We start from the raw sequence: 25,506 nt of genomic DNA, 5'->3' as shown, positions 1-25,506 counted from the left end.
TATGAGTAAAAAAGAGACGCCATTGACGCCAGAGCAGCTACAACTTGCTAAACGTTGGCGCTTGGTATTAGGCCAATATGCCGATAACGCGTTGGGGCAAGCCGCTTTCAGTGCGCAAGAGCTAAAAATTGAACGCTCACTGGATTTTTTATATCGCCGTGAATACCAACGACGTGGCTTACGGCAAGAAAGTGGCCGTCATGGCTCGTTAGATGCCTCGCAACTTACCGCGGTCAATTGGTTAAACCAAGCTCGGAAATTATTCCCGAACAGTACGTTTGAGCGCATGCAATCACAGGCACTTGAACGTTATGAAATCAGTAGTTTGCTGAAAAACCCCGATGCATTAAATGCTATGGAGCCCACGAAAGCATTAGCAAAAACGTTAATGAGCTTGCGCGGGAAAATGAACGAAGATACGCGTGATGCGGTGAAAAATATTATTCGCAAAGTGGTGGATGATATTCTCAGTCAAATGCGTAATCAGTTCCGCCAAGCATTAACAGGGCGCAAAAACCGTTTTCGTCGTTCGTTAATACCCAATAGTCGTAATTTCGATTGGCGCGCGACTATCGCCGCAAATTTAAAAAACTATGATGTACAACATCAACGGCTAGTCATTAAAACGCCGTATTTCAACTCACGCCAGCAGCAGCATCTACCGTGGGATGTGATTTTGTGTGTTGACCAAAGTGGCTCAATGGCAAGTTCAATTATGTATGCGGCGGTCTGCGCCAGTATTTTAGCAGCGTTGCCAACGGTACGGGTTTCATTAGTGGTTTTTGACACACAAGTGGTTGATTTAAGCCATTTAGCTCATGACCCTGTTGAGGTTTTAATGACGGTGCAATTAGGTGGTGGAACCGATATCGCCAAAGCGATGCAATACTGCGAAAGCTTAATTCGCAACCCTAAAAGAACAGTGATCAGCTTGATCAGTGACTTTGAGGAAGGCGGTGCGTTAAATCATCTGCTTAACTGCACACAGCGCCTGAACAGTCAGCAAGTGAAACTTTTAGGTTTAGCTGCGTTAGACGATGATGCATTACCTGTTTATGACCCTGAAATTGCCCAAAAATTGGCAGATAGGGGCATGCATGTCGCGGCCTTAACACCAGAGCATTTTGCACAGTGGCTGGCGGAGGTGATGCAATGAGTTGGCAAACCATTTATTACCAATATGACGATGATGCATTAACCGTATTTGCCAACGCAGGGTTATTACGCCGAGCACGTAAAGATATAGAAAATCAAAAAGTTAACCCTATAGATCTTGCGGTGGGGCAATTTGACAGTGATGGGCAAACGGTACAGTTAGATGCGCAAGGCGTGCAAAGAGCAACGTGTAATTGCAGCGCATCAGGTTGTTGTAAGCATATTTTAGCGGCTGTACTTTGGGTTCAGAATAATGTGGCGAATGAAAGCACTCAGGAAATTGGCAGCGAAACTGAGCTTAGTGAACCTGAGCCACTACTGCCTGAATTGCTCGCATTAGAACCGATGTTATTAATTAAACTTTCTTCTAAACCCGATTGCCGCTTAGCTATCCGCTTGTTAGATGAGTGGCAAGGGCGTGAGCTGACTTTTGATGACCAATACAACCAATTAAGAGTGACATTAACCGAATATGATGAGCCAATCATTTATCTGAAAGGCAGTGGTTTTCAAGGGATGATCTCCTCAGTACCTGAAAAACAGAAAAAAGCCGTTCACCTTGCGGTGATTGCTAAGCTGTTGATGCAAAATGGTGTGGTTTGGCAATGGCCTGATGATTTAGCCCCTGTGCCTGATACTGCTCTGTCGTTAACTGATGATGATAAAACCGTTATCGCAACAATTGGGCAATTTATCCAAGATTTGTTGCGCCAAGGTTTGTCGCACATTAGCCAAAGCAGCGCCACGCAATTGCACTTGTTGAATATGTCGGCGAAAGCAGAAGGTTTACCTCGGTTAGCTAATTATTTGAAAAGGCTCAGTCAACAAGTGAAATTACTTGCTGATAAGCACTTTACCATGGATGAAGGGCAAGTTTTGCGGCTAATCGCCGAAATTGCCGCCTATTTACAGCAACTTTCAACAGCAGATGCAACACAGCTTGCAGTGCTTAAAGGTTTACAACGTCGGCAATATACCAGCCAAGCGTCAGTGCTTGATTTAACACCGATTGATGCGAATTGGTGGCAAACGCAAAGTGGCGCAATTGGCGCAACATTTAGTTTTTGGGATAACCAAGAGAAAAAAATTATTCAATGTACGCAAGGGCGTGCAAACCGACTTGACCCGATGTTTGGTCGGCAAAACGTTTGGCAAACGTTATCTATTTGGAAGCAAACTGCCGATAATTTGATGCGAACACCGTTTAAATTGCATGATCCACGGCTTTCGGATGAAGGTAAATTATCGGCCAGTGGCGACAGTTTTGCCGTAAAAGATAGTCAAAAACTGTTAGCAAATGAGGATTACCAAACGCTTCAAGGGGAATTGGGCTTTACTCACTGGCACGAGGCTTGCGAGTTCCTTTCGAACCTATCCAACGAAAATGTTTATCAACCAGTTATCTTGCATATTGCTGATTACGAACAGTTGCATTGGGACGAAGCAGAACAGTGCATTTTATGGGCGGTATCCGATAGCGAAAAAAATAGAGCGTTTTTGCGGTTAAACTGGGAAGGGAATGAAAATCATAAAATCGAAGAATTACGCTTTATCACCAAGGAAAAATGGCCTATCGCCGCAGTGAGTGTTCTGGTCAATCAAACAACACAAGGTATTCAACTGGTGCCCAAAACCGTGTGGCTAAAGAAAGAACTCGGTATTGAGCTATTTTACCTTGATTTTGAATCTATTCCCCGTAAGAAACAGCGTTCAGGTTTTTTCAATAAAATCATCGAATACATGGAGAAAAAGCAACAAAAGCGCAATACATTTGTACCTGAAATAACACTCGCAAGCCAATTGGTTCGTCCAATTTTATCCGTACTGGAAACCCAAGCTTGCACGGGAAGGCAAAAACTTTCGTCATCTCAACACGCTGAAATTGGCGATGTAATACGTGTTCTGGAAGATTTGGGAACAATATGGTTAGCCAATCAGGTCAAATTGTTAACAGCTTCAGGGGAGATCCCCCCCGAAAACGTATTACGATTAGTGTACTTATGCGATAAATTTGAGCGTTTGCAAATGCCGTTACCGTTTCAGTTTACTTAAGGTTCAAACGTTGCGAGAAATGTCCGTAATAGTTGGTTGAGCGCCTGTTGCTCTTCCAACGTCAACTTTGCCACTAACCGTGCTTGGTTTTTTGTATGAGCCTCAATGACTTGATTAATTAAGGTTAGCCCTTCATCAGTCAGTGAAACTAAAAAACCTCGACCATCATCTGGGTTGGTGTGGCGGGAGACTAACCCCGCTTTTTCCAGTTGATCAATGCGGTTTGTCATAGTTCCCGACGTTACCATTAGTGTCGCAAGCATATCCCCCGGGCTCAGGGTGTAAGGTTTACCAGAGCGCCGTAAAGTCGCCAGCACATCAAAACTTGACCGATTAAGGCCAAATTCAGCGAAGACTTTTTCCATTTCACGGGTGAGATGATAGGCAATATTGCCTAACCGACCAATTAACCCCATTGGGCTAATATCGAGATCTGGGCGCTCACGCTCCCATTGTTGAGTGATTTTATCGATTCTATCCATAGGTAAATAATGGGCTTTATTTATCTTGACGTCAAGGTAAATAAAAACTATCTTGACATCAAGATAAATATTGAAGGTCAAACTATGAATCGCTATGTTGTTTTATGTTTTACTGCATTAGCCCCCATTGTGTGGGGAAGCACCTATTTGGTGACGACTGAAATGCTGCCCTCGGGTTTACCATTAACATTGGCTGTTTTACGTGCATTGCCTGCGGGGTTGTTGTTGATGCTACTTTTACGCCAACTACCTTCAGGGATTTGGTGGTTGCGAGTGGCTATTTTAGGGGCGTTGAACTTTTCACTGTTTTGGTGGTTATTGTTTATTGCAGCTTACCGTCTACCCGGTGGTGTTGCCGCAACGGTGGGGGCTGTACAGCCACTAATTGTACTGTTTTTAAGTCGTTGGTTATTGAATAACCGTTTGTCCAGTGTTTCAGTAATCGCTTCGCTTAGCGGAATTGTTGGTGTGGCGATTTTGCTGTTAACACCTACAGCTGCGCTAGATTGGGTTGGCGTGATAGCTGGCTTGGCTGGGGCATTTTCAATGGCCGCGGGCACGGTTATGAGCCGTCGTTGGCAACCTCCCGTTAGCGCATTAACTTTTACATCGTGGCAATTAACTGCGGGCGGTTTGATTTTACTCCCATTTGCCTTCATTTTTGAGCCAGCATTGCCGACGTTAACATCCGTGAATATCATTGGGCTTAGTTATTTAACCTTAATTGGTGGGGCATTAACCTATGCACTATGGTTCCGCGGGTTGGCGTTGTTAGGGCCGAGTTCAGTGGCATCGTTAGGTTTTCTTAGCCCGGTTAGCGCCGTGGTTTTAGGGTGGTTTTACCTTAATCAACAGCTTAGTACCTTGCAATTTATTGGCATGATAGTGATTTTAGGCAGTGTTTGGGTGAGCCAGCGCGCAGAAGCACTCAAAGCACGGTGAAGCGATGTTTAACTGCGTATTATGAGTGACTACGGTTAAATTAATGAGATAATCGAATATGTTATTTTCTGATGATGAAAACACCATTGAGATAGCACCAAATGCTTTCTTGCTAAAAGGTTTTTTACTGGGCAATAGTCAGGCGTTATTACAATCATTAAATGACATTATTTTGCTATCTCCATTAAGAAATATGGAAACCCCGGGAGGGTACCGCATGTCAGTTGCGATGAGCAATTGCGGTGATTGGGGGTGGGTGACTGATAAAACAGGGTATCGCTATACAAATAGTGACCCTGTCACTAATCAACCTTGGCAACCCATGCCAATAATATTGCGCCAATTAGCCCAAGAAGCAGCAGAAAGAGCGGGTTTTCTGGGGTTTGAACCAGATGCCTGTTTGATTAACCGATATGCTGTGGGGACTAAGCTATCACTTCATCAAGATAAAGACGAAGCGGATTTTTTACAGCCGATTGTTTCATTTTCATTAGGGTTACCCTGCATATTTGATTTTGGCGGTGTTACACGTGAAGCGCCCAAAATAGCCCTGACACTGGAACATGGGGATGTGCTGGTTTGGGGTGGAAAATCCCGTTTAAATTACCATGGTGTTCGAACCATAAAGGCGAGTGAGCACCCATTGCTGGGGCCATACCGCTTTAATCTCACATTTCGCCGTTCACAAAAGTAACGGTTTATAAGCGTTGGTTTTGTTTACAAATTTCGTTGGTAGCTGTTATTTTTGTGTACCTATAAAATTGTATCAGTGAACGATAAAAAAGATCGTTGAATAATAAATTAGTTATCTCTATAACTATTAGCTAATTATTTACATAACAGGGTATTAGTGGGTGAATTAATGTACAGCTTTACAAATGATTATAACGAAATTGCGCATCCTAACGTGATGGAAGCATTGAACAACTTAGCTGGGAAACGTTTTACAGGTTATGGTACAGACGGTCTGTGCAAGCAAGTTGCTGAGCAAGTTAAACACCGTATTGGTCAGCCTAATGCGGATATCCATTTCTTTAACGGCGGAACGATCACCAATTTAACGACGATTTCCCATATTTTACGTCCACACCAAGCGGTGATCTCCGTTGTTGGTGGTCATATTGATGTTCACGAAACAGGGGCGATTGAAGCATCTGGGCATAAAGTTATCACAGTAGAATCTGGCTCTGGGAAACTGACACCAGCGCATATTGAAAAAGTATTGTCTGAACATCCCGATGAGCATTCAGTTCAACCAAAAGTTGTTTATATCAGTAACTCCACTGAAATTGGTACGGTGTATCGCAAAGCGGAGCTAGTTGCTCTGCGTAAAATTTGCGACGAAAATGGTTTGTTCCTATTTATGGACGGAGCACGTCTAGCATCGGGTTTGATGTCCCCAGTCAGTGATTTAACCATTGAAGATATCGCACAACTCACGGATGTTTTCTACATCGGTGGAACAAAAATTGGGGCATTGACTGGTGAGATTTTAGTGATTTTAAACCCCGCGATAAAATCTGATTTTCGTTATAGCATTAAGCAAAAAGGCGGGTTACAAGCTAAAGGCTGGTTATTAGCTGCGCAGTTTGAAGCACTATTTAATGACGACCTTTATTTTAAGTTAGGTCAGCAAATCAACGATGCTGCAAGTGAACTTGCCAATTTCTTTAGCGAAAAAGGGTTCGGCTTTTTAGCACCTGTAGAATCAAACCAAGTTTTTGTGATTTTACCTAGCTCGCTAAGTGATAAAGTGTTGGCTCACTATGTCGTCAGTAAAGTTTGCCAGCCAACAGCAGACACAACCTGCCTACGTTTTTGTACCTCTTGGTCAACGACGGCACAAGATATTGAAAAGTTGAAACAAACTTTCAATTCGCTCATCTAGTTTACCTTAGCTTTATAGCCCACATGAATTTGTGGGCAAATTTTTCCGATTTCTCGTATATCGTTTTTACAAATAAAACGGCACTATCCTGATATTTATTCAATTGCGTTGGTCGCGAGTATGCCTTGGACGTTTTCCCATCCCGCTGTCGTTTTTCCCATTAAACAGGCCAAATATTTCCGTTGGTTAAGTTTGCCTGCACTTATTTTAGGTAGCTTGAGCCCAGACTTATTCTATTCGCTAACGTGGTACAAAGCCGCATCAATGGCCCATGATTCTATTGGTTGGTTTTATGCAGGGTTGCCACTGTGTTTATTAGTTTATTGGTTAACGCAAAAAATGGCGCCCGTGTTGAATAGAATGAGCCCTTTTACTATTCATACTATGAATAAACTCACTATTCGACAAACGTTAGTTGTCTTTATTTCACTGTATATCGGGGCATTAACACATATTATGTGGGATAGTTTTACACATGAATCAGGGGCATTTGTACGGGAAATTTCATTTTTGCAAATGAAGCTGTTTGCGATGTCTGATAGCCAAGAAATTGCGTTTTATAAATTATTACAGCACCTTAGTTCTGCGGGGGGATTAGCCTATCTGTGTTATCAATATTTTCAATTCCATCGTATGCAGCCCAATGAAATTAAAAGTGAAAACAAGAAAAAGTTAAAGCGATTAATTGTGATTGGTGGGCTTGCATGCGTATCGACGTTGCCTTTAGCTTATTGGCTAACGCCGAAAGTAAATGGTTTTAATTTCAATCGGTTCGTTTATTTAGAGTTAACGCTAACGGTACCTGTATTTTTGCTAATCGTATTATTATTCGCCTATAGGCTCAATACCTTATATAAACAAAATAGGGTAGCTAACGATTAGTTTTCGCGTAACCCATCAATGATTTTATCAATAGCTTGAATACTTTGCTGTAAACGTTCTTGGCTATTGGCCTGAGAAATCCAATAGGCAGATTCAGCAAGCCCGCCATTGATTAAAAAGGCAAGGGCGCGGGTATTAACATTGCCAATAATCTGTTTGCTCATTAATTCCTGTAGCAAGATATCGACTTGTTCAGTGCATTTAAGATTTGATTTTGCAAGATCTTCAGCCACAACAGATTTGGCATCTCGTAAGATAATCTGTTGATAATCAGGCTCTAATGCCATTTCTAAATAGGCATGGCAGCGTAGACGGAAGTTGTTCCACAGGTTAGTGGAATTGGTAGAGATTTTTTGCAACCGACCATTCATTTCGTTATCAATCTGTTCAACAACAGCGGTAAATAAACCTTTTTTATCACCAAAATGATGGTAAAGAGCACCTCGAGTTAAATCAACGCTTGCCGCAATTTCATCCATGGAGGTTGCTGCAAAACCCAAACGGCTAAAGTGTTCTCGTGCAGTGGTTAATAAAAGCTCGCGGGTTTCTTCCATTTGAGCTTGCGTTCTTCTTGCCATAAAACCTCTTATAAACACGGAGTCTCGTTATTTACATTCACCGTGTATGATTATATCATTATTATACATACGTGTTGTATGTATAATGAATTTATCATAGGGAGCTTACATGCTAAGTCGCTATCAAGAACTCTTCCAAGCTAAAGGAAGCCAGCGCTTTGTTATCGCAGGGTTACTTGCTCGCCTCGCGTTACCGATGATGGGCATCGGTATCATCACTATGCTGGCACAATTAAAGGGAAGTTATACGTTAGCGGGGTTAGTTTCAGCAACATTTGTGCTTACCTACGCATTGCTGTCGCCACAAATTTCCCGATTAGTTGATAAATTGGGTCAGTATCGAGTGTTACCCGTAGTCACGCTTATCAGCTTATTGGGAGTTATGTTGCTCGTTACGACAACGTGGCTGGCATTACCTAATGCAGGGTTATTTATTGGCGCGTTTTTAGCCGGTGCGATGCCCAGTATGTCGGCTATGATAAGAGCACGGTGGACGGCATTGTATAAAGGGCAACCTATCCTACAAACGGCTTATTCACTTGAAACTGTTTTTGATGATGCGACGTTTATTGCAGGGCCGCCGTTGTCAGTTGGGTTGACTGTTGCTTTATTTCCGCAAGCGGGCTTGTTGGTTGCCGCTGTTTTATTGCTGATGGGTGTGATGCTCCTTGTGCAACAACGCAGTACAGAACCCCATGTTGTCACTTTGGAAATGTTAACACCAAAGCAAAAATCGATTTTGTCGATGACAAGCTTACAATTGCTGATCGCATTAATGATTGCATTAGGGGTTATTGTTGGTTCGGTGGATATATTAAGTGTCACACTCGCACAATTACAACAGCAACCCGCTGCGGCAAGTTTAGTTTTATCCGCTTACGCGATAGGTTCTTGTGCGATGGGCTTGGTTTTCGGGGCGCTCAATTTAAAAACACCATTACCACGCTTATTATTCATTAGTGGGGTTATGACATTCTTATCTATTGTGCCAATGTGGTGGGTAGGTGGCGTTTATTCCCTCGCGCTTGTAGTGTTTATTTCGGGGCTTTTCTTTGCACCAACCATGATTATTGCAATGTCATTAGTGGAAAATATCGTTCCGCAAAATCGGTTAACAGAAGGAATGACGTGGTTACTCGCAGGGTTAAATATTGGTGTGGCTATCGGTGCAATGATGACGGGAAAAATGGTTGATACTTATGGGTTGTATGCTGCTTTTCTTGTGGCGATCATTGGAGGCGTATTTGTTCTATTGTCCACGGCATTAAGTTATTTACAACTCAATGCGCTGCAAAAAATGACGAAAACGTGCGAAAATAGTTGCCCATAGTTTGGAAAATAAAATAAGTACAAATAAAGAATAAGAGGTTATTAAATGCAACCCCCCGTATTTAGACAAGCGACATTACATGATGTCGAAACGTGTTTTGCCATTGAAATAGAGTCATATGAAGGGGATGAGGCAGCAACCAAAGAAAAAATCGCAACGCGAATAGCGCAGTACCCACAAGGTTTTTTATGCATGGAGGTGGCAGGTGAAATCGTTGGCTTCATTAATGCAGGCTGTGCGTGGGATGTGGTGATGTCCGATGAAGAATTCAAAGAGCTCATCGGCCATGATGCACAAGCGCCAAATGTGGTTATTATGTCGGTTGTGATCCACCCAAATCACCAAGGAAAAGGCTATTCATCGTTATTGATGAAAGAATTCATTGCTTTAATGCGAAAAAATAACAAAGAAACTATTCATCTAATGTGCAAAGAACGCCACGTTGATTTGTATAAACATTTTGGTTACCAATATGTCAAACCCTCTGAGTCAGATCATGGTGGAATGACATGGCATGAAATGGTCATGGTGCTTTAGTTTATCAATTATCACCAAGTTTATTTCAGATTAATTGCTAATATTATCAGTGATAAACTTGGTCGACATAACGTTTAATTAAACACTACTCAAATCACATCGGTACTTTTTCTTGCTGTGATCGTGTTATGATATCCCCATAATATACCGCTAAGTTTTGGATAAAATAATGGAAATATGGGTTGATGCGGATGCGTGTCCTAAAGTTATCAAAGAAGTTTTATATCGCGCAGCTGACAGAGAAAATGTGCAAATTACATTTGTTGCCAACCAACGCTTGTCGGTTCCGCCATCTCGTTTTTTAAAAACCTTACAAGTTCCCGCAGGCTTTGATGTCGCAGATAATGAAATCGTTCTTCGTGCGCAAAAAGGGGATTTAGTGATCACTGCAGATATTCCTCTAGCCGCAGAAGTGATGGAAAAGGGCGCGTCCGCCTTGAACCCTAGAGGTGAACGATACAGTGATGCAACTATTCGTGAGCGTCTGAATATCCGTGATTTTATGGATACGATGCGGGCAAGTGGCGTGCAAACTGGAGGCCCTGCAAGTTTAAACCAACGGGATCGCCAGCAATTTGCAAATGAATTAGATAAATGGTTATTACAACGAAAAAAAATGTTAAGCCAATAATACAACTTGTCGGATAATCACCCTGATTTTGTGCAGTAAATCTGCATTTTGAAATAGAGTTGATAATAATTTCGTGCCTATAATGGAAAACCCTAAATTTTCGAAGACAAAATTATGGATCCGTTACATAGCATTATTATCACTCTATTTTTATTTATACTGACGTTTTTTAATCCTGGCGCCAATTTATTTATTGTTGTCCAAACCACGCTTAGTTCAGGGAAAAAAGCGGGGCTGACCTGCGGTTATGGCGTTGTTTTAGGTAATGCCATTTATTCTGGCCTTGGGTTATTTGGTCTTGTAACCTTAATGTCAGAGTTTGGTGCGTTGTTTTCGTTAATTAAAGTACTAGGCGGATTGTATTTGTTGTATTACGCGATTAGCGTTTTTAAAAATAAAACCCAACTCAATTTATCCACCGAGAATATTACTGAACATTTCCCGAAAGGTGTGTATTTTCGCCGTGGTTTAATTTCCGATCTTTCAAATCCGCAAACCGTGCTGTTTTTCATGAGTATTTTCTCAACCACTATCTCTCCCTCAACGCCATTATGGACAAAACTGGTGATTTGGCTTGGGATCGTGTTGGCTTCATTGATATGGCGAATTATTCTCTGCCAAACATTTTCTCTTTCATCGGTTAGACGGAGCTATTCCCGTATCCATAAAGTGGTGGGGAAAGTGGTCGGGTTGATTTTAGGAACATTGGCGACAAGGCTTATCTACCAAGGTGTTACTGAGCTTGTTATTAAAAAATAATGGCGTTAGGCTTCATTTGACTTCATCTTATAATTGCAACTACAATCATTGCAATTGCAATTATAAAGTAAGGTGGAGCGCTAATGTTTATCCAATCAATGAAAATGCCGGCAGCAACGGCACAAACCCAAGCTGCAGCTAATTTGTGTTTACAACAAATTAATCAGGTAGCTTATGACAACGCCAACCTGCCAAGCTCTCCGACAAGTTTGCTTCATAAAGCGATTAAACATATTGGCGACACTAAGCATAAGGACGCTTCGATTTGGGTTATTAATCAAAATGGTGCTGCTGGTCAGCAAGAAACGGCGTGGCCAATTTGGTTTAATAGCCAAGAAACGTATGAAAAACCCCTGTTTTACTTTGTGAATACACCTTTAATTGAGCAGTTAAGTGCACTAGAGACTGAAACAAACCATAAAGGGATTTTCCTCAATTGTATTGATACGAGTGAAAGCTATTTACCTAAAGGGGTCTATCCGTGGTTTCCATTAAAGCTTACGTCGATGGAAAATTGGCTAGCTTATGATATAGCGAATGCGCAAGAAGCCGCGGCTATCGCCCAACAAGCATTGACACATTTGTATTTAAATGGCGATAAGTTATTGGTCTATATGGCATTACACAGTGTTAATCAAGTAAATGAGCCTTTACCTGAAGAAGCAGCGATAGCGGCGTTTAAAGGCATGTACCAGTTATCACGTAGTGCACCAAAGATTGATATTCAATTGTGTGGGGCAGGAAAATCACTCGAAAGGGTTAAGCAAGCTGCCCAATTATTGAAAAAGCAATGGGGTATTGAGTCTGAAGTGTGGAGTTGCCCAAGTTATACGCGACTCGCGTTTGATGCGAAACAGCAGTTTGTGTCTTCTCACCTTAACCTCTGTTTAGGTAATACCAAGGTACCCATCATTGCGGTAACGGATTACTCACACCATATCGCTAAGCAAATAAAACCATTTATACCTCGAGGGTTTATGGCATTAGGTTCTGATTCTATTGATAAAAACGGGATTATTTACCCATCAGTAAATTGGATAGCCTTGTGTGCATTGAAGCAACTTTATGAGGAAAATCAGCTTTCTGTCGCTGTTTATGAAGACGCAATTGAAAGGCTAACTCGCTAGGGTGTGACGGTATCGTCGGTGGTACCGTCTCACTTTATTTAGTCTTTTGCACTCAATGCGGCTTTATCAAGGGCATTGGCAAAATCATTGATTTCAGCTTCGCTAAATTGACTGAGAAAATGTGTTTTAACCACTTCTCGGTAGATTTCCCACATCTGTTTGCGAAGCTGTTTGCCTTTTTCCGTAATTGTGGCAAAAGATGCTCTTCTGTCATCGTCCGAACGAGAGCGAATGACGAGTCCTTCCTTTTCTAAGCGGTCAATTAAACGCGTTAAGTTATAGCGTTCAATCACCACGACATCCGCTAATTCATGCATTCGCCGCGTTCCGTTTTCGCCACTTTCCAAGCCCCATAAAACATCATACCACGCATAAATAGGCAATTTTGCTTCGGAAAGTTTAGTTTCGATTTTTCTGATGATGATCCGATGTGCGCGGACAAAGGAAAACCACAAATCCGCTTGTTTAGTTTTCATATGGCCTTTCTTGATTAAAGGGAGTTAGTTGCAATTGCAATTATAAAAGGATAAAGTCTTTTTTACCATTATTGCATATGCAACTATACCGTTAGGTATGATAGTAATCGCAACTATAGCAATTGCAATTCAAGGTCAATGATCCGGTTTGAGACGTAAACCTGCCCTGACGGGAAAGTAGATTTGGGAGAAAGTATGAACCACACAACAATAGAAAAAGATGTCGATCCTCAGGAAACCGCGGAATGGCTTGAGTCTTATGAAGGCGTTACCGAAGTTGATGGCCGTGAGCGCGCACATTTTTTACTTAACAAAATGGCGCAAGCGGATCAACGAAAATACGGTGATTTTCAAAGCATTGTAACCACACCGTATATCAATAGTATTCCCGTCCATAACCAACCTGAATACCCGGGTAATTTGGCAACGGAAGGGCGATTAAACGCCTATATTCGTTGGAATGCGATGGCGATGGTACTCCGCGCGGGGAAACACTCTAATGTGGGGGGGCATATTGCAACCTACCAATCCGCGGCAGTGTTATACGATATTGGTTTTACACACTTTTTCAGGGGGAGAACGGATGATTTTGCTGGGGATATGGTGTATATCCAAGGGCACTCAGCACCGGGAATTTATGGTCGAGCTTATTTAGAAGGGCGAATTGACGAAGAGCAACTCGATAATTTTCGCCGTGAATCTGTCCGCCGTGGCTTGTCATCTTATCCTCACCCACGCTTAATGCCTGATTTTTGGCAGTACCCGACAGTGTCGATGGGGCTCGGGCCATTAACTGCTGCGTATCAAGCGCGTTATATGCGTTACCTTGAGTATCGTAACCTCAAGCCACATCAAGGCCGTAAAGTTTGGGCATTCCTTGGTGATGGGGAGATGGATCAGCCTGAATCAATCGCGGCAATCTCCTTAGGTGGGCGAGAAAAACTGGACAATCTCGTATTTGTCGTCAACTGCAATTTACAACGACTCGATGGTCCAGTCCGTGGTAATAGTAAAATTATTCAAGAGCTTGAGTCTGTATTTAAAGCGGCTGGTTGGAATGTTATTAAGGTTATTTGGGGAAGTGCTTGGGATAAATTACTGGAAAAAGACACTTCTGGCTTATTGATGCAGCGAATGATGGAGTGTGTAGATGGTGATTACCAAACTTTCAAATCGCAAAGTGGTGCATATGTCCGTGAGCATTTTTTTGGTAAATACCCTGAGCTGCTCGCACTTGTGGCGGATATGAGTGATGACGACATTTGGAATTTACACCGTGGGGGACACGACCCTGAAAAAGTCTACGCTGCTTATCACCAAGCGGTAAATACCAAAGGCAAGCCATCCGTCATTTTAGCTAAAACTGTGAAAGGTTTTGGAATGGGGGAAGCGGGTGAAGGGCAAAACATCAATCATCAACTAAAAAAAATGAGCCAAGACGCGGTTCGCGCTTTTCGTGACAAACTCAATTTGCCTGTGGTAGATGAGCAATTAGACGAAATTCCGTATCTCAAACCTGAAGTTGATAGCGCAGAAGCCCTGTATATTAAAAGCACGCGCCAAGTGCTGGGAGGCTATATTCCAGCACGTTTTGGCCAAACAAGCCCTGTGGCTATACCGCCATTAGCCAGTTTTGCCAATTTATTCAAAGGCAGTGGGGAGCGAAATATGTCCACCACGATGGCATTTGTGAACATTTTGAATGTGTTACTTAAAGATGCCGAAGTTGGCAAGCTGGTGGTGCCAATTGTACCTGATGAATCAAGAACCTTTGGAATGGAAGGGCTATTCCGTCAAATAGGCATTCACTCCTATTTAGGCCAGCTTTATACCCCACAAGATGCAGGGCAATTAAGCTACTATAAAGAGGCAAAAGACGGGCAAATTCTGCAAGAGGGGATCAACGAATCAGGGGCCATTTCTACATGGATAGCTGCGGGTACGGCATACAGTAACCATGATGTGCCAACCATTCCTTTCTATATTTTCTATTCTATGTTTGGTTTGCAGCGCGTAGGTGACCTTGCTTGGGCTGCGGCAGATGCGCGTACCAAAGGTTTTTTACTGGGGGCAACGTCTGGGCGAACCACCTTAATGGGTGAAGGCTTACAGCATGACGATGGTCACAGCCATGTTTTATCTTCCGTGATCCCAAGCTGCGTTTCATATGACCCAGCCTATGCCTATGAGTTAGCTGTAATTATTCAAAATGGCATGCAACGCATGTTCGTTGATAATGAAGACATTTACTATTACATCACTCTACTCAATGAGGGCTACCCGCAACCCGCCATGCCTGAAGGGGTAGAAGACGGCATTCTAAAAGGCGCTTATTTATTTAAATCCTACGATAATGTGCCTGAAAATTCCCCGCGTGTTCAGTTGATGTCTAGTGGTTCGATTATGCGTGAAACCCTTGCGGCGGCAGAGCTTTTAGCAAATGACTTTGGGGTGAATAGCGACATTTGGAGTGCGACCAGCTTAAATGAATTACGGCGCGAAGCGATGAAGGTAGAGCGTTGGAATATGTTGCATCCTGAAGATGAGCCTAAAAAACCATATGTGCAGCAAATGATTGAGCCATACAAAGGGCCATTGGTGGTTGCGACGGACTACATGAAAATCGTAGGTGACCAAATTAAACCCTATGTATCAGATAGAAAATTCATCTCATTAGGTACGGACGGGTTTGGGCGTTCAGACACTCGTGAGGCATTACGTGAATTCTTCGAGGTCAACCGTCATTTTATTGTGGTGGCTGCACTGAAATTATTAGCGGATGAAGGTTTGATTGCTCGCTCAGAAGTTAACCGAGCGCTACAACTTTATGAGATAAATGTGGATAAACCTGCACCTGATTCGATAAACTAGCCTTATAAATGAATGTGTATAGCGCAGCGGGGTATTATCCCCGTTGCTGCTATATTCAGACAAACAAGGGCTTAACATGAGCAACATCGCATTATATCTCGGTTCGTTCTGTACATTTATCGCTGCATTACTGCATTTTGCGTGCTTGTTTCTCGGTGCAAAAGGGTATCGTTTTTTAGGTGCAGGGAACTCTATCGTAGAAAAAGCGCAAAAAGGCCATTGGTATCCGCATGTTACAGCCATTGTTGTCGGAACTATCCTGCTTATATGCTCTGCTTATGCGTTGACAACAGCGCTAGGGCAGCCAATTTTACCGTTTCACCAGCCTATTTTGTTCGCTATTGCGACCGTATTTTTACTTCGAGCCGCTTTATTTCCATTGATAAAAGCGCGTTTTGCAGGAAACAGTGATTTATTTTGGTATGTGAGCTCGTCCGTGTGTTTTGTGATGGGGATGCTGTATTTAGTTGGTGTGGTTTTTATCTAATCGAGAAAGACAAAAAAGAGGCCTAAGCCTCTTTTTGCTAACACTGGAGTATATTGCCATTTTCTATGGCAACGTGGTATTCCGCCAATGCAGCCGCTTCTTTAGGTTCATGAGTGACTAATAAAATAGTGACACCATCTTGTTTTAATTGATTCACTTGCGACCAAAGTTGCTCCCTTGTTTGCCAATCTAAGCTGGAAAACGGTTCATCCAATAAGAGCAAAGATGGCGATGAAATCATCGCGCGGGCAAGAGCAACTCGTTGTTGTTCTCCGCCTGAGATTTCATAGGGGTAACGGTTGGCCAAGTGAGCAATATTCATTTTATCTAACAAAGCGATAATGTGTTGCTTATCTCTGGGGATTTTAGCTGCATACTGGGCTAAACGGAGATTGTTCATTACATTCAACCACGGAAATAAATACAAACGCTGGTTAAGATAGCGGCAAGGGCGCTGCCAAATGGGCAATTTATTCAATAAGTTACCTTGGTAATAAATATCGCCTTGATAACGTTGATAGCCTGCTATGCAATTGAGCAACGTGGTTTTCCCACTACCAGAGGGGCCACAAATCGCGGTACAATAGCCCTCTTAAAGTGACAGTGTCACTTTTTTTAAAATTCCCGCGTGAATATTCTCAAGGTTTAGCATGGGTTTTCCGCCTTTTTAAACGGTGAAGTGCAAGCAACAGCACAACCGCTAATGCCATTAAAATCAGAGCACACCCAAGTGCGAGTGAAAAATCCCCGCTGGCAATATTCAAATAAATTGCCATGGGCAAAGTTTCTGTTTTAAAGCGAGTTGCCCCAGCCAACATTAAGGTGGCTCCGAATTCCCCCAATGCCCGTGAGTAGGCTAATATACCGCCGCTCATTAAACCTTGCCAACAAAGCGGGATCTCAACCAAAATTAATGTTTTCGCGGGAGATAACCCCAAATTTAACCCTGTTCTGACAAATGCAGGGTCAATGGCGGCAAATGCCCCTTGTGCAGAGCGATAAAGCACTGCACTTGCTACATAGGTTTGCGCAATAATCACACCGAGAGGGGAAAATAACCAACGGCTGAGTTCTGGGAAAATCACGGAAAATGGCCCTTGGCTACCTAAAAGTAGCAATAAGCCTATCCCAATGACTAACGGTGGGGTGACGAGGGGCAAGTCAAACAGCGCATCCACTGCACGTTTGCCGAAAAATTCGCTGCGTGTCATCACCCAAGCTGCAGGAATAGCTATTAAGAATGCGAAAAATAATGACGTCAAGGACGTAGCAAGGGACATTAAAATCGCGAAATGGAACTCAGGCTCAGCAATTAATTGTGAAAGCAGTGACGGCGTGAGCTGAAACAGCAACGCCGTCAATGACCCGACAATCAAGAGTAATAAGAGCAATAGGGGCACAAGTGCCCACTTCATGATGGGGTACATATGGGAATTATTTTTTAGTGGTAACAGGTAAAAAACCGTAGTCTGTAAAGGCTTTGATACCTTCAGGCGCAGCAAAATACTCAGCCAATAATTTGGCCTCTTTTGGCGCAGCGCTGGTGCTTAATACTGCAATGGTGGCAATTTCTTCAGGGCTACCTTCTGGGGAAGGTAATACAAGTAATTTGTCCTGATTTTTCATTGCATCGGCACAGCCAATAATTGCTGCATCCACTTCGCCATTGAGCAAATACATGGACAGGTGTTTAATTGTTGCGGCGCGCACTATCACTTTATCGCGTAATTGATCGCCATAACCGCTTGCATCGAGTAACAGTTCACCACTGCGGCCTAGAGCGATAGCTTTCGGGTCGCCCATACCTAGACGCAAATTGCTTTTGGCGAGATCTTCAATAGTGGCTATTCCTTGTGATTTGTCTTTTCGCACAGCAACAACAGGAATATGGCGAACGATAGGGTAAGCGTCAGTGGCCAGTGATTTGGCTTGTAGCTTTTCCACATAATCTTCAGAGCCTGGGAAAAATAAATCCCCTTGTTGAGTTAACTCAAAGCGCGTCAAAATTTGCCCCGAACCGCCATACTCAACAGTGACAGTGTTGCCTGTTTCTTTTTCGAATTTTTCGATTACTTTTTCAATCGGCGGGCGCAAACCTGCTCCAGCGTACATATGAAGCTGAGCAGCCATAGCTTGGGGAAATGTAAAACAGACAAATAATGAAGAGAGTAAAAGACGACGCATGAGTACCTCGTTATCGTTATATAAAAAAACATATAATGAGGAATCAAGCTAAGTTAAGCAAGGCACAACTGCGTAAGTTTTGATATTCATTAAGCTATTTGAGAATTCAATGATTAGTTGGCTTATCAGTCGAATGAACCTAAAGCCAAATCTGATTTTTCGGTAATTATTGATTGAGCCACTGCTCAACTTCGCCATAAGTGCCTTGAAAAATAATTCGCGCTTGTTTTTGGCTTAATTGATAACGATACATAGGGTCATAATATTCATTCAACAATGGGCATAGCCAAGAAAAATGTGATTGTGTTTCACCCGTAATTTGCTGATGTTTTAGTGCTGTATCTAATAAATGTGTTAATTCAGTGGTGCGTTGAGAACCTAAACGTTTACGGATTGCAAACAAACCGTGGTGGAGGTATTCACTGTAATATTGCCATCCAATTTCTTCACCATATGCATCAATAAAGTCGTGGGTCATTCGGTCAAAATATTCATGTTTGAGCCGTTCAAGGCGTAACTCAAATGGGTCATCAATAACGGCAATGGTCGCTTTTTCCATTTGTTCCCGTAATATAATAGGGAGACTGTTTGCACCAATTGCTCTACCTTCGTCTTCAAGCACCCATCGTGTATGGTTAGATGATTTTTTGAGCATTTCAACAGCGAGGTGGTTTTCGAAAGTAGCTTGTGAAAATTGTGCTTGCAATGTACGGCCAAAAGATGACCCTCGGTGGTGAGCAATACCTTCTAAATCAATACCATCAGGCTGGTTATGAACTAGCGTTGTTTTACCATTTCCCGTACATCCACCGATTAAAATAGTCGTCCGTATTGATAACTCATTAATGGCATCAATGGTTGTTTGACGAAGTGCTTTATAACCACCGTTTATGAGGGGGTAATCAATGCCATTATCTTTAAGCCATGCTTGTACAATATGAGAACGCATACCTCCCCGAGCACAACAAATAAAGCCATTGGGAAATTGTTGGCAAGCCGCTAGCCATGCGGCGATACGGCCAGCTTTGATTTCACCACGGACTAATTGATGACCAAGTTCTACGGCTTTATGTGACCCATGTTGTTTATAACAAGTGCCAACTGCAGCGCGTTCTTCATCATTCATTAATGGAATATTTATCGCGGTGGGTATTGCACCTTGTTGAAACTCAATGGGGGCACGAACATCAATAATAGGAGTGTCAGAGGCAAGTATCTGGCGAATGTTTTGGGGGGAAGGGGCTAATTCCATAATAATAAAAATACGCTTATCCAAGTAGCAATGCTCGATACTATACGCCTAATTCCACATTTTTTACAGCTCTTGCCGAATCAAAAAAAAGCCTATTAAGGTATAATGAGTACAGTTTTTCATATTATGGCTTTCGAAATAGTGTTATATTGCCAATTGGAATTTGAACATGAGTAAGGGGCTGTACAATGAAAATGTTAACTATCCAGGAAATGACAGAAACGCAAAAAAATCGAGTACGAACACGATTAGCACAAGAACGTAAGAAATTAGAACGTGAATTAACAAACTCGGAGCAAGCGAAAGCTAAAAAAGAAATTATTGCGGAAATTTCTAAAGAAGTTGATAAAGAAGCTCGAAAAATTAGAGCCCAACAGAAAAAAGATAAACTAGTGCCGAGTGATGCCACATACAGTTGGTCATCCAGTAATCATAAACGAGGTTATCGCTAACTTAAATGAATTAATAATGTAGTTTATTTAATTGTTAGTGTAATAGTTTATAAAAAAATCGCGTATGTCATTAAACATGAGATACGCGATTTTTTTATATTTTAAATATTAATATAGTTTACGAATCAAGCCTTGAAACATCACAAATTATTTTTTCCTTTAATGCTTCGATCAAGTAAGAAGAGAACGATAACGAGGTATAGCCCTCATTTTTGATACTCTCAAAAGCATCTATATATATCATTGGGACTTGTATTAATTTTGCTTTTTTTAAATCAGGCTTAGTCATTTTTCCTGTTTTTTGATTCAGCGTAGATTCATGATTAGAGGTAAAAGATGTACCTGAAAAAACTAATTTAGAATATGCCATATTATTAATCTCATATCAGAGCTACTTGCCACATAGACTATTGAGGCTATAGCGATATTATTTAGTAAAAGTAGTAGTTCGACTAAAAATTATTTCACTGTATTAAACTAATTTAATAAAGTGCATTTACAAGGCACCAATTACCCAGAATAAGAGTGTTTAGTCGAATATTGAGTAAAATATATTAATATTACTTATTTGTATATGCTTATAGTGATTGAATTGAAATAAATAATGTAAGGGAATATTTCTTTTGATTTAAATGACATTAGGAATAATCCTAATCGGATTTTTTATAGATACGATTTTATTATTTAATATATATGCCTTTAATATAGTCAGTGTATGTAATATTAAGGGGAAGTTAATTAATTTCACAATAAATTCACCATTGAAAATTTTCATTAAATAAAACTTTATTGACGGGGAGATAATTTAAACTAATAATTATTGCAATGATAGGAAGTTAGAAGGAAATTAATTAGTAATAAAAGTAATTAGTTTAATTAATATAGTCTTTATCAGTAATATAAACATTGAAATTAATAAACCAAATTAAATTAGATTAAATTCTTAAGGAATACCTATGTTTAAAGTCTATCAACAGACACAGAGCTTAAAAATGAAACTACTTAAAAAAGCACAAAAAAAGAATGAAGCTAAAAAACAAAGGGGTATGACGCTATTAGAAATTATTATTGTATTAGGAATTATAGGAACAATTGCTGCTGGTGTTGTGGTATTAGCACAGCGTGCGTTTGATAGCCGTGCTATTTCTGAGGTTGTTAGTAATACCAATACAGTCAGAGTCGCCATGAAAGACGCTTATCAGCGAGCGGCTGGCTACACAGTATCAACGGGTGCAGCAACGACGTATACAGTCGATACAATTAAAGACACTGCCAATGGAGAACCCATTGCACGCCTTGTTCAATTAGGTAAGTTATCTATTGATGAAGCGCGTAATAGTATCTCGAACGATTTTCTGAATATCGGTGGAGCAAAAACATCAGCGGCACAAGGAGATTTAGGTCTTAAAGGCTTTGTGATTGAGCTTAATGGATTAAACCAAGACCAATGCCGTAATATTATTTCCCAAGTTGGTAATCAGTGGGATTATGTTGCAGTAGATTCAGCAGCAGCGGGCACATATAGCGTAACATCAGCAGTTGATATGTCTGTTGTACCTGCAACGAATATTTTACGTACATTAAATGCAGACGGTAATGTTAATATTACACCAGACCAAGTTGCTAGCGTATGTACTGATAGCCCTGAAAATGCGGTAATTTTAGGTAGCCGTTAATCAATAGGCAATAATAACTTGCTAAAGAACCTCCCTAATAATAGGGAGGTTCGAGAGACAAAATATGAGAAATAATAGAATAGCTGGTTATTCATTACTCGAGGTTATTGTCGTTCTTGGAATTATTGGAGTAATAATGATCCCACTGAGTCGTTTCATTATTAATCGAATTGAAGATAATCATAGACAGCATATTTCAGATGCTGTTGTTGATGAGCTATATCGGTTTATCGATTTCATTAATAATGATGAGTTAGAAAAAGAAGATAATAATTTTGTTCGTAATCCTTTATTTCAAAAAGAGCAAAAAAACATAGTTTATAGTAAGCGAACGAGTAATTATAAGCTCGAAGATGCAATCACGACAGATGGTAAATATTTTAATTGGGGGCAGACGGTAAACAGTGATAGGAATCTATTTACTGATGAAATATGCAAGGGGAGTTTATTAGGAATATCATTAAAAAAAGAGTTTTTAAAATGCACGATGGATACATTGCTCGTTGACAACCCTGCATTCTCTATTGAAAGAGTTGACCTTGTAGGCGATGAATTAAAAAAAACAATTGAACGTGTAGATTTTATCGTTTTATACCATCCTATTGAGGACGAACAGGGATTATATATTGAGTCGTACTACAGTAATTTTAATGATGCATTTAAAAATAAATTCATGTACTTAACACAAGCAAGCTTTGTTAAAAAAAATAAATCTACAGCTAATTCGGGGTGGGAGCTTATAAAAGTAAATAATGAAAATCTACAATTTGGCGATTTGGCATCCCATGCAGAGCTCGTCAACAATCCAAGTTTTGTTTATGGGCTTCGGTTTAGTTTTAATGTTAAGGCAGGAAAATTTTTAAGAGCAGATGGTTCCGTTAATGCAGATAAATTATGTTGGAATACAAGTACAAGTCAATATGGGCCGTGTATAAAGGCAAAAGATGAAAACTCACTGGTATTAACGAGTGGCGATCCAGACAATGAAAAAAAAGCGCCTGCACTTTGCTGGGATAGAGAAAATAAAACAAAAACGACTTGCTTGGCATTAAAAAAACAGGATCCAACATTTACGATAACAGATGCACAGTACCTTCCTGAAAGTAATTTTATGCTGACGGACACTGATAGCAAAGGGAACGAAGTCACAGGTACATTAGTTGCAAATATTATTATCGAAGATAGTCATTATGATGGTAATAATTTAGTAAAAGAATACCGGACTGTTCCTGAAGTGAGTTATCACAATTTCAGCAATAATGACAGCCAAATGATTAAGGATGAGGACTATATAGGAGATGACAGCAAGGAGAATGGTACAATTATCATTCCTCGAAAAATATGCCCAGTCGTGCAAAATAGGCGACTATGGCCAAGATTGACTGTTGCAGTTTCATCTATGATGCCCGTTGTATACGACGATAGTAAAAAATTAGATATCGATCTTAGTCAGGAATATAGCACACGGAAAAATAAAATCACGAATGTGGGACTCGCCGCTGGCGTTGTTTTACAACCTCGTAATACTTTTATTGGTGGTAAAAATGTTTGGATAATTAGCGCTTCTTTAGGTGTTAATCATCCAGCTGAAGGAAAATCAAAAACATATATTAACCCAAAGTCGCTTTCCATTATGGCAGTCGAATGGTACAGCTCAATCAAAGGGGATTATTGAGCAGCTTATGATTAAAAAGGTATAAGTATGAAGAAATATAATTATTTGATTATGTTATGCGGTTTTACGCTAAACAGTTTTGCAAACACAGATATAGAAGTGCAAGAGTGGATTAATTTAAAACCCATGAAAGAAATAAAAGCCATTACGAATACGCCTCAACTTAATACACAACTAAACCAGGAAAAAATTGAAGGAAAATCGCCAAACCAAATTGATTTTTTGAGTGAATTGGTATTAAAAAAGAATGAGCTTTTAAGCCAAAGTGTTGAAGAGTGGGCTAAATATAATGGGATAGATTTTATATGGAATAGTCCAAAAGATATTGTCGTTTTTAACGAAATTAAAATTGAAGGTAAGAATAAAATTGAGGTTATGGAAAAGCTGGGTAAGCAGTTATCTTACCAAAAGGCAGGTTTTTACCTCAAATTTTATGAAAAAAACAATGTTCTTGTTATAGACAATTAATAAGTAGAAACAGCAATGAAACTAAATAAAATCATTTTGTTATTAATTCCTTTTTTTGTTCAAGGATGCAGCAGCTTTTTTGAAGAAAAATATGATGAAAAAGAACTGTTCGACCGTGTAACGGGGTTACAGGACATCAATGATAGTAAGCAAAATGCGTTTATGTCATTAGACTCACCTTATTTGGGTAAGGAAGTTGACTACGATCGCCAGCAAAAGAAAATATTGGATAAGGAAATATCATTAACCTCTTATTCACCGATTAATATTTATACAGTAATGGAAATGCTTGGCGAACAGATGGAAATTACGTATAAAATCGATGCTAACACATCAGGTGAAGCTGAAAACCAAGTTGCAGGAGAGGAGATACTAAAGAATACGGTTTATACAATTAACTTCAATGGTGATTTAAAAGAATTCATTAGTTATCTATCTAATTTATATGATGTAAATATACAACTTAAGAAAAATAATCTACTCGAGGTGAATTTATACAGTAATTATGCAATCAGCTTAGATTATTATGGCAAGGACAACAATTATGAGGCAAGTTTAGATATCTCAAATAATGATGCTGCGACTGCAAGCGGGCTGAAAGGTAAATCGACAACATCTTTTAAATCTTCCTTTTGGGAGGATGTAAAAGACATGATGGACAAGTATATTTCATCGGGTGTTTATAATATCTTCCAAGATTCATCAATTTTGACATTTGTGGGTCGTCAATCTGAATATGAGCATGTAAGTAAAGTATTAGAGCAGTATAAACAAGCCAATAACCGTCAATTTGTTGTTAGTTATAAAATTTATATTATAGACAAGGGAAAATCAAAAAATCTCGAAGCTGAATTAGGATTTTCTTATAATAGTGGTGGTACGCAAATCGGTTTTAATCAGCATTTACTGACAAAACTTACTGGTAAATTAAATGCGAATTCTAATTTCCATGGTGGAGAAGACGCCAAATTTCGCTTAGCGAGTCAGTTGGATGCGGTCTATAAGTTAACGGGTAGCAAAATATTGCAAAGTGGATCATTTATTACGCGCAATAATATGCCAATACCGTTGAACCTAACAAAAACACATCACTATGTCTCGGGTGTGACGAGCACCAAAAATGCGAATATGGATATTACCGAAAGCCAGTTGACGACAGATCAAATTGTCACTGGGAGCAGTTTTATTATCACACCAAGAGCATTATCTGACGGTAAAATCGAGGTAGCAAGCGGCTTTACACGTAAAAACTTAATCAGTATTGATAAATTTGATAGCGTGCAGTTACCGAATTTTACGACAACTGAAATGTTTAATACTTCTACAATTAAACCTGGCGACCTGCTTATCGTTGGTAAATATGATGAAGATAGTGATTCCGATATGCAACAAGCTGGAATTTTCTCAGGAATATTAAATGGCGAGGATGCAAACTCAACGGTAATCATGATTGTTGGAATAGACAATTATTTTTCAATTAATGAGTAAGTTATGACATTAAATGAATTATTAAAAAACAAACTGACAATTAACGGTATATGGATTGATTCTTATAAAGTTGATGAGCATCGCCATCGGTTCTGGTTAGAATCAACGAAGAAG

The 25,506-nt window shown here is 40.4% G+C and carries 26 protein-coding genes; 18 read left to right on the top strand and 8 right to left on the bottom strand.

Going from position 1 to position 25,506, the window contains the following annotated elements; translation table 11 throughout:
• Position 1: 1 nt before the first annotated feature.
• Both J6836_RS07100 and J6836_RS07095 read left to right on the top strand, forming a co-directional pair.
• Positions 2-1,156: a VWA domain-containing protein gene (locus J6836_RS07100; RefSeq protein ID WP_219248009.1), complete on the top strand. Its 1,155-nt coding sequence runs from the start codon at positions 2-4 to the stop codon at positions 1,154-1,156.
• Positions 1,153-3,207: an SWIM zinc finger family protein gene (locus tag J6836_RS07095; protein WP_219248007.1), complete on the top strand. Its 2,055-nt coding sequence runs from the start codon at positions 1,153-1,155 to the stop codon at positions 3,205-3,207. The genes J6836_RS07100 and J6836_RS07095 overlap by 4 nt, the downstream gene beginning before the upstream one ends.
• On the opposite strand, the gene J6836_RS07090 is transcribed toward J6836_RS07095, so the two are convergent.
• Positions 3,204-3,689 (bottom strand): MarR family winged helix-turn-helix transcriptional regulator, encoded by a 486-nt coding sequence (locus J6836_RS07090; protein ID WP_219248005.1) that lies wholly within the window; start codon positions 3,687-3,689, stop codon positions 3,204-3,206. The two genes, J6836_RS07095 and J6836_RS07090, sit on opposite strands and share 4 nt — an antisense overlap.
• 84 nt (positions 3,690-3,773) lie before the next feature.
• On the opposite strand from J6836_RS07090, the gene J6836_RS07085 reads away from it, so the two are divergent.
• The 4 genes from J6836_RS07085 to J6836_RS07070 all read left to right on the top strand — a co-directional run bounded on the left by J6836_RS07085 (position 3,774) and on the right by J6836_RS07070 (position 7,401).
• Positions 3,774-4,631, top strand: a complete 858-nt coding sequence (locus J6836_RS07085) for an EamA family transporter (RefSeq protein WP_219248003.1) — start codon at positions 3,774-3,776, stop codon at positions 4,629-4,631.
• 58 nt (positions 4,632-4,689) lie between these two features.
• Positions 4,690-5,325 carry a DNA oxidative demethylase AlkB gene (gene alkB / locus J6836_RS07080; RefSeq protein WP_219248001.1) on the top strand — a complete coding sequence of 212 codons (636 nt, stop codon included), beginning with the start codon at positions 4,690-4,692 and terminating at the stop codon, positions 5,323-5,325.
• A 168-nt stretch (positions 5,326-5,493) separates the two neighbouring features.
• The gene (locus J6836_RS07075; RefSeq protein ID WP_219247999.1) at positions 5,494-6,519 is read left to right on the top strand and encodes a threonine aldolase family protein; all 1,026 of its coding nucleotides are present in this window, start codon (positions 5,494-5,496) and stop codon (positions 6,517-6,519) included.
• A 120-nt stretch (positions 6,520-6,639) separates the two neighbouring features.
• The gene (locus J6836_RS07070) at positions 6,640-7,401 is read left to right on the top strand and encodes a DUF4184 family protein (protein WP_219247998.1); all 762 of its coding nucleotides are present in this window, start codon (positions 6,640-6,642) and stop codon (positions 7,399-7,401) included.
• Here the strand turns inward: J6836_RS07070 and J6836_RS07065 are convergent.
• The gene (locus J6836_RS07065; RefSeq protein WP_219247997.1) at positions 7,398-7,979 is read right to left on the bottom strand and encodes a TetR/AcrR family transcriptional regulator; all 582 of its coding nucleotides are present in this window, start codon (positions 7,977-7,979) and stop codon (positions 7,398-7,400) included. The genes J6836_RS07070 and J6836_RS07065 overlap by 4 nt on opposite strands.
• A 109-nt stretch (positions 7,980-8,088) precedes the next feature.
• Here J6836_RS07065 and J6836_RS07060 point away from each other — a divergent pair, with 109 nt between their 5' ends.
• From J6836_RS07060 to J6836_RS07040, 5 genes are all read left to right on the top strand, one after another.
• Entirely contained in the window at positions 8,089-9,309 is a 1,221-nt protein-coding gene (locus J6836_RS07060) for an MFS transporter (RefSeq protein WP_219247996.1), read from the top strand.
• A 45-nt stretch (positions 9,310-9,354) separates the two neighbouring features.
• On the top strand, positions 9,355-9,846 hold the full coding sequence (locus J6836_RS07055; RefSeq protein WP_219247995.1) for a GNAT family N-acetyltransferase: 492 nt from the start codon (positions 9,355-9,357) through the stop codon (positions 9,844-9,846).
• Between the two features lie 169 nt (positions 9,847-10,015).
• Positions 10,016-10,477 (top strand): YaiI/YqxD family protein, encoded by a 462-nt coding sequence (locus J6836_RS07050; RefSeq protein ID WP_219247993.1) that lies wholly within the window; start codon positions 10,016-10,018, stop codon positions 10,475-10,477.
• A gap of 114 nt (positions 10,478-10,591) precedes the next feature.
• On the top strand, positions 10,592-11,236 hold the full coding sequence (locus J6836_RS07045) for a LysE family transporter (protein ID WP_219247992.1): 645 nt from the start codon (positions 10,592-10,594) through the stop codon (positions 11,234-11,236).
• A gap of 83 nt (positions 11,237-11,319) precedes the next feature.
• Positions 11,320-12,363 carry a transketolase-like TK C-terminal-containing protein gene (locus J6836_RS07040; RefSeq protein ID WP_219247990.1) on the top strand — a complete coding sequence of 348 codons (1,044 nt, stop codon included), beginning with the start codon at positions 11,320-11,322 and terminating at the stop codon, positions 12,361-12,363.
• A gap of 38 nt (positions 12,364-12,401) precedes the next feature.
• On the opposite strand, the gene J6836_RS07035 is transcribed toward J6836_RS07040, so the two are convergent.
• A complete protein-coding gene (locus J6836_RS07035) occupies positions 12,402-12,839 on the bottom strand; it encodes a MarR family winged helix-turn-helix transcriptional regulator (RefSeq protein WP_219247988.1) in 438 nt (145 codons plus the stop codon).
• Positions 12,840-13,034: 195 nt separating this feature from the next.
• Here J6836_RS07035 and aceE point away from each other — a divergent pair, with 195 nt between their 5' ends.
• Positions 13,035-15,710 (top strand): pyruvate dehydrogenase (acetyl-transferring), homodimeric type, encoded by a 2,676-nt coding sequence (gene aceE / locus J6836_RS07030; protein ID WP_219247986.1) that lies wholly within the window; start codon positions 13,035-13,037, stop codon positions 15,708-15,710.
• A gap of 76 nt (positions 15,711-15,786) precedes the next feature.
• Entirely contained in the window at positions 15,787-16,197 is a 411-nt protein-coding gene (locus J6836_RS07025) for a hypothetical protein (RefSeq protein ID WP_219247985.1), read from the top strand.
• A gap of 37 nt (positions 16,198-16,234) precedes the next feature.
• Here the strand turns inward: J6836_RS07025 and J6836_RS07020 are convergent, their stop codons facing one another.
• From J6836_RS07020 to mnmH, 4 genes are all read right to left on the bottom strand, one after another.
• Entirely contained in the window at positions 16,235-16,738 is a 504-nt protein-coding gene (locus J6836_RS07020; RefSeq protein ID WP_255586343.1) for an ATP-binding cassette domain-containing protein, read from the bottom strand.
• A 97-nt stretch (positions 16,739-16,835) separates the two neighbouring features.
• Positions 16,836-17,615 carry an ABC transporter permease gene (locus tag J6836_RS07015; protein WP_255586402.1) on the bottom strand — a complete coding sequence of 260 codons (780 nt, stop codon included), beginning with the start codon at positions 17,613-17,615 and terminating at the stop codon, positions 16,836-16,838.
• A gap of 16 nt (positions 17,616-17,631) precedes the next feature.
• Positions 17,632-18,381, bottom strand: a complete 750-nt coding sequence (gene modA / locus J6836_RS07010) for a molybdate ABC transporter substrate-binding protein (RefSeq protein WP_219247981.1) — start codon at positions 18,379-18,381, stop codon at positions 17,632-17,634.
• 166 nt (positions 18,382-18,547) lie between these two features.
• Positions 18,548-19,633, bottom strand: a complete 1,086-nt coding sequence (gene mnmH, locus J6836_RS07005; RefSeq protein ID WP_219249421.1) for a tRNA 2-selenouridine(34) synthase MnmH — start codon at positions 19,631-19,633, stop codon at positions 18,548-18,550.
• Between the two features lie 194 nt (positions 19,634-19,827).
• On the opposite strand from mnmH, the gene J6836_RS07000 reads away from it, so the two are divergent.
• Positions 19,828-20,085, top strand: a complete 258-nt coding sequence (locus J6836_RS07000; RefSeq protein ID WP_442959468.1) for a DUF3811 domain-containing protein — start codon at positions 19,828-19,830, stop codon at positions 20,083-20,085.
• Between the two features lie 118 nt (positions 20,086-20,203).
• Here J6836_RS07000 and J6836_RS06995 read toward each other — a convergent pair whose 3' ends face one another.
• Complete coding sequence (locus tag J6836_RS06995; protein WP_219247978.1) at positions 20,204-20,455, bottom strand: hypothetical protein; 252 nt, start codon at positions 20,453-20,455, stop codon at positions 20,204-20,206.
• A 586-nt stretch (positions 20,456-21,041) separates the two neighbouring features.
• Between J6836_RS06995 and J6836_RS06990 the strand changes: the two genes are divergently transcribed.
• From J6836_RS06990 to J6836_RS06975, 4 genes are all read left to right on the top strand, one after another.
• Complete coding sequence (locus J6836_RS06990; protein ID WP_219247976.1) at positions 21,042-21,761, top strand: type IV pilus major pilin; 720 nt, start codon at positions 21,042-21,044, stop codon at positions 21,759-21,761.
• A 64-nt stretch (positions 21,762-21,825) separates the two neighbouring features.
• Positions 21,826-23,436 (top strand): type II secretion system protein, encoded by a 1,611-nt coding sequence (locus tag J6836_RS06985; RefSeq protein ID WP_219247974.1) that lies wholly within the window; start codon positions 21,826-21,828, stop codon positions 23,434-23,436.
• A 27-nt stretch (positions 23,437-23,463) separates the two neighbouring features.
• Positions 23,464-23,904: a TcpQ domain-containing protein gene (locus tag J6836_RS06980; RefSeq protein WP_219247972.1), complete on the top strand. Its 441-nt coding sequence runs from the start codon at positions 23,464-23,466 to the stop codon at positions 23,902-23,904.
• Positions 23,905-23,919: 15 nt separating this feature from the next.
• On the top strand, positions 23,920-25,392 hold the full coding sequence (locus J6836_RS06975; protein ID WP_219247970.1) for a type II and III secretion system protein: 1,473 nt from the start codon (positions 23,920-23,922) through the stop codon (positions 25,390-25,392).
• The last annotated feature ends 114 nt before the right edge of the window (positions 25,393-25,506 follow it).

This window comes from Providencia sp. R33 (assembly GCF_019343475.1).
In the GTDB taxonomy this organism is placed as follows: Bacteria; Pseudomonadota; Gammaproteobacteria; order Enterobacterales; family Enterobacteriaceae; genus Providencia.
Note: the sequence above shows the minus strand (reverse complement) of the source record. Positions and strands in the feature narration are given on the sequence as shown.

Coding starts and splice junctions, on each gene's coding strand:
- J6836_RS07000 (WP_442959468.1), top strand. CDS start 19,828: ATGTTAACTATCCAGGAAATGACAGAAACGCAAAAAAATCGAGTACGA.
- J6836_RS06995 (WP_219247978.1), bottom strand. CDS start 20,455: ATGGCATATTCTAAATTAGTTTTTTCAGGTACATCTTTTACCTCTAAT.
- J6836_RS07085 (WP_219248003.1), top strand. CDS start 3,774: ATGAATCGCTATGTTGTTTTATGTTTTACTGCATTAGCCCCCATTGTG.
- J6836_RS07090 (WP_219248005.1), bottom strand. CDS start 3,689: ATGGATAGAATCGATAAAATCACTCAACAATGGGAGCGTGAGCGCCCA.
- J6836_RS06985 (WP_219247974.1), top strand. CDS start 21,826: ATGAGAAATAATAGAATAGCTGGTTATTCATTACTCGAGGTTATTGTC.
- J6836_RS06990 (WP_219247976.1), top strand. CDS start 21,042: ATGTTTAAAGTCTATCAACAGACACAGAGCTTAAAAATGAAACTACTT.
- J6836_RS07045 (WP_219247992.1), top strand. CDS start 10,592: ATGGATCCGTTACATAGCATTATTATCACTCTATTTTTATTTATACTG.
- J6836_RS07070 (WP_219247998.1), top strand. CDS start 6,640: ATGCCTTGGACGTTTTCCCATCCCGCTGTCGTTTTTCCCATTAAACAG.
- J6836_RS07095 (WP_219248007.1), top strand. CDS start 1,153: ATGAGTTGGCAAACCATTTATTACCAATATGACGATGATGCATTAACC.
- J6836_RS06975 (WP_219247970.1), top strand. CDS start 23,920: ATGAAACTAAATAAAATCATTTTGTTATTAATTCCTTTTTTTGTTCAA.
- J6836_RS07075 (WP_219247999.1), top strand. CDS start 5,494: ATGTACAGCTTTACAAATGATTATAACGAAATTGCGCATCCTAACGTG.
- J6836_RS07100 (WP_219248009.1), top strand. CDS start 2: ATGAGTAAAAAAGAGACGCCATTGACGCCAGAGCAGCTACAACTTGCT.
- J6836_RS07050 (WP_219247993.1), top strand. CDS start 10,016: ATGGAAATATGGGTTGATGCGGATGCGTGTCCTAAAGTTATCAAAGAA.
- J6836_RS07040 (WP_219247990.1), top strand. CDS start 11,320: ATGTTTATCCAATCAATGAAAATGCCGGCAGCAACGGCACAAACCCAA.
- J6836_RS07035 (WP_219247988.1), bottom strand. CDS start 12,839: ATGAAAACTAAACAAGCGGATTTGTGGTTTTCCTTTGTCCGCGCACAT.
- J6836_RS07025 (WP_219247985.1), top strand. CDS start 15,787: ATGAGCAACATCGCATTATATCTCGGTTCGTTCTGTACATTTATCGCT.
- J6836_RS06980 (WP_219247972.1), top strand. CDS start 23,464: ATGAAGAAATATAATTATTTGATTATGTTATGCGGTTTTACGCTAAAC.
- J6836_RS07055 (WP_219247995.1), top strand. CDS start 9,355: ATGCAACCCCCCGTATTTAGACAAGCGACATTACATGATGTCGAAACG.
- J6836_RS07060 (WP_219247996.1), top strand. CDS start 8,089: ATGCTAAGTCGCTATCAAGAACTCTTCCAAGCTAAAGGAAGCCAGCGC.
- modA (WP_219247981.1), bottom strand. CDS start 18,381: ATGCGTCGTCTTTTACTCTCTTCATTATTTGTCTGTTTTACATTTCCC.
- J6836_RS07065 (WP_219247997.1), bottom strand. CDS start 7,979: ATGGCAAGAAGAACGCAAGCTCAAATGGAAGAAACCCGCGAGCTTTTA.
- alkB (WP_219248001.1), top strand. CDS start 4,690: ATGTTATTTTCTGATGATGAAAACACCATTGAGATAGCACCAAATGCT.
- mnmH (WP_219249421.1), bottom strand. CDS start 19,633: ATGGAATTAGCCCCTTCCCCCCAAAACATTCGCCAGATACTTGCCTCT.
- aceE (WP_219247986.1), top strand. CDS start 13,035: ATGAACCACACAACAATAGAAAAAGATGTCGATCCTCAGGAAACCGCG.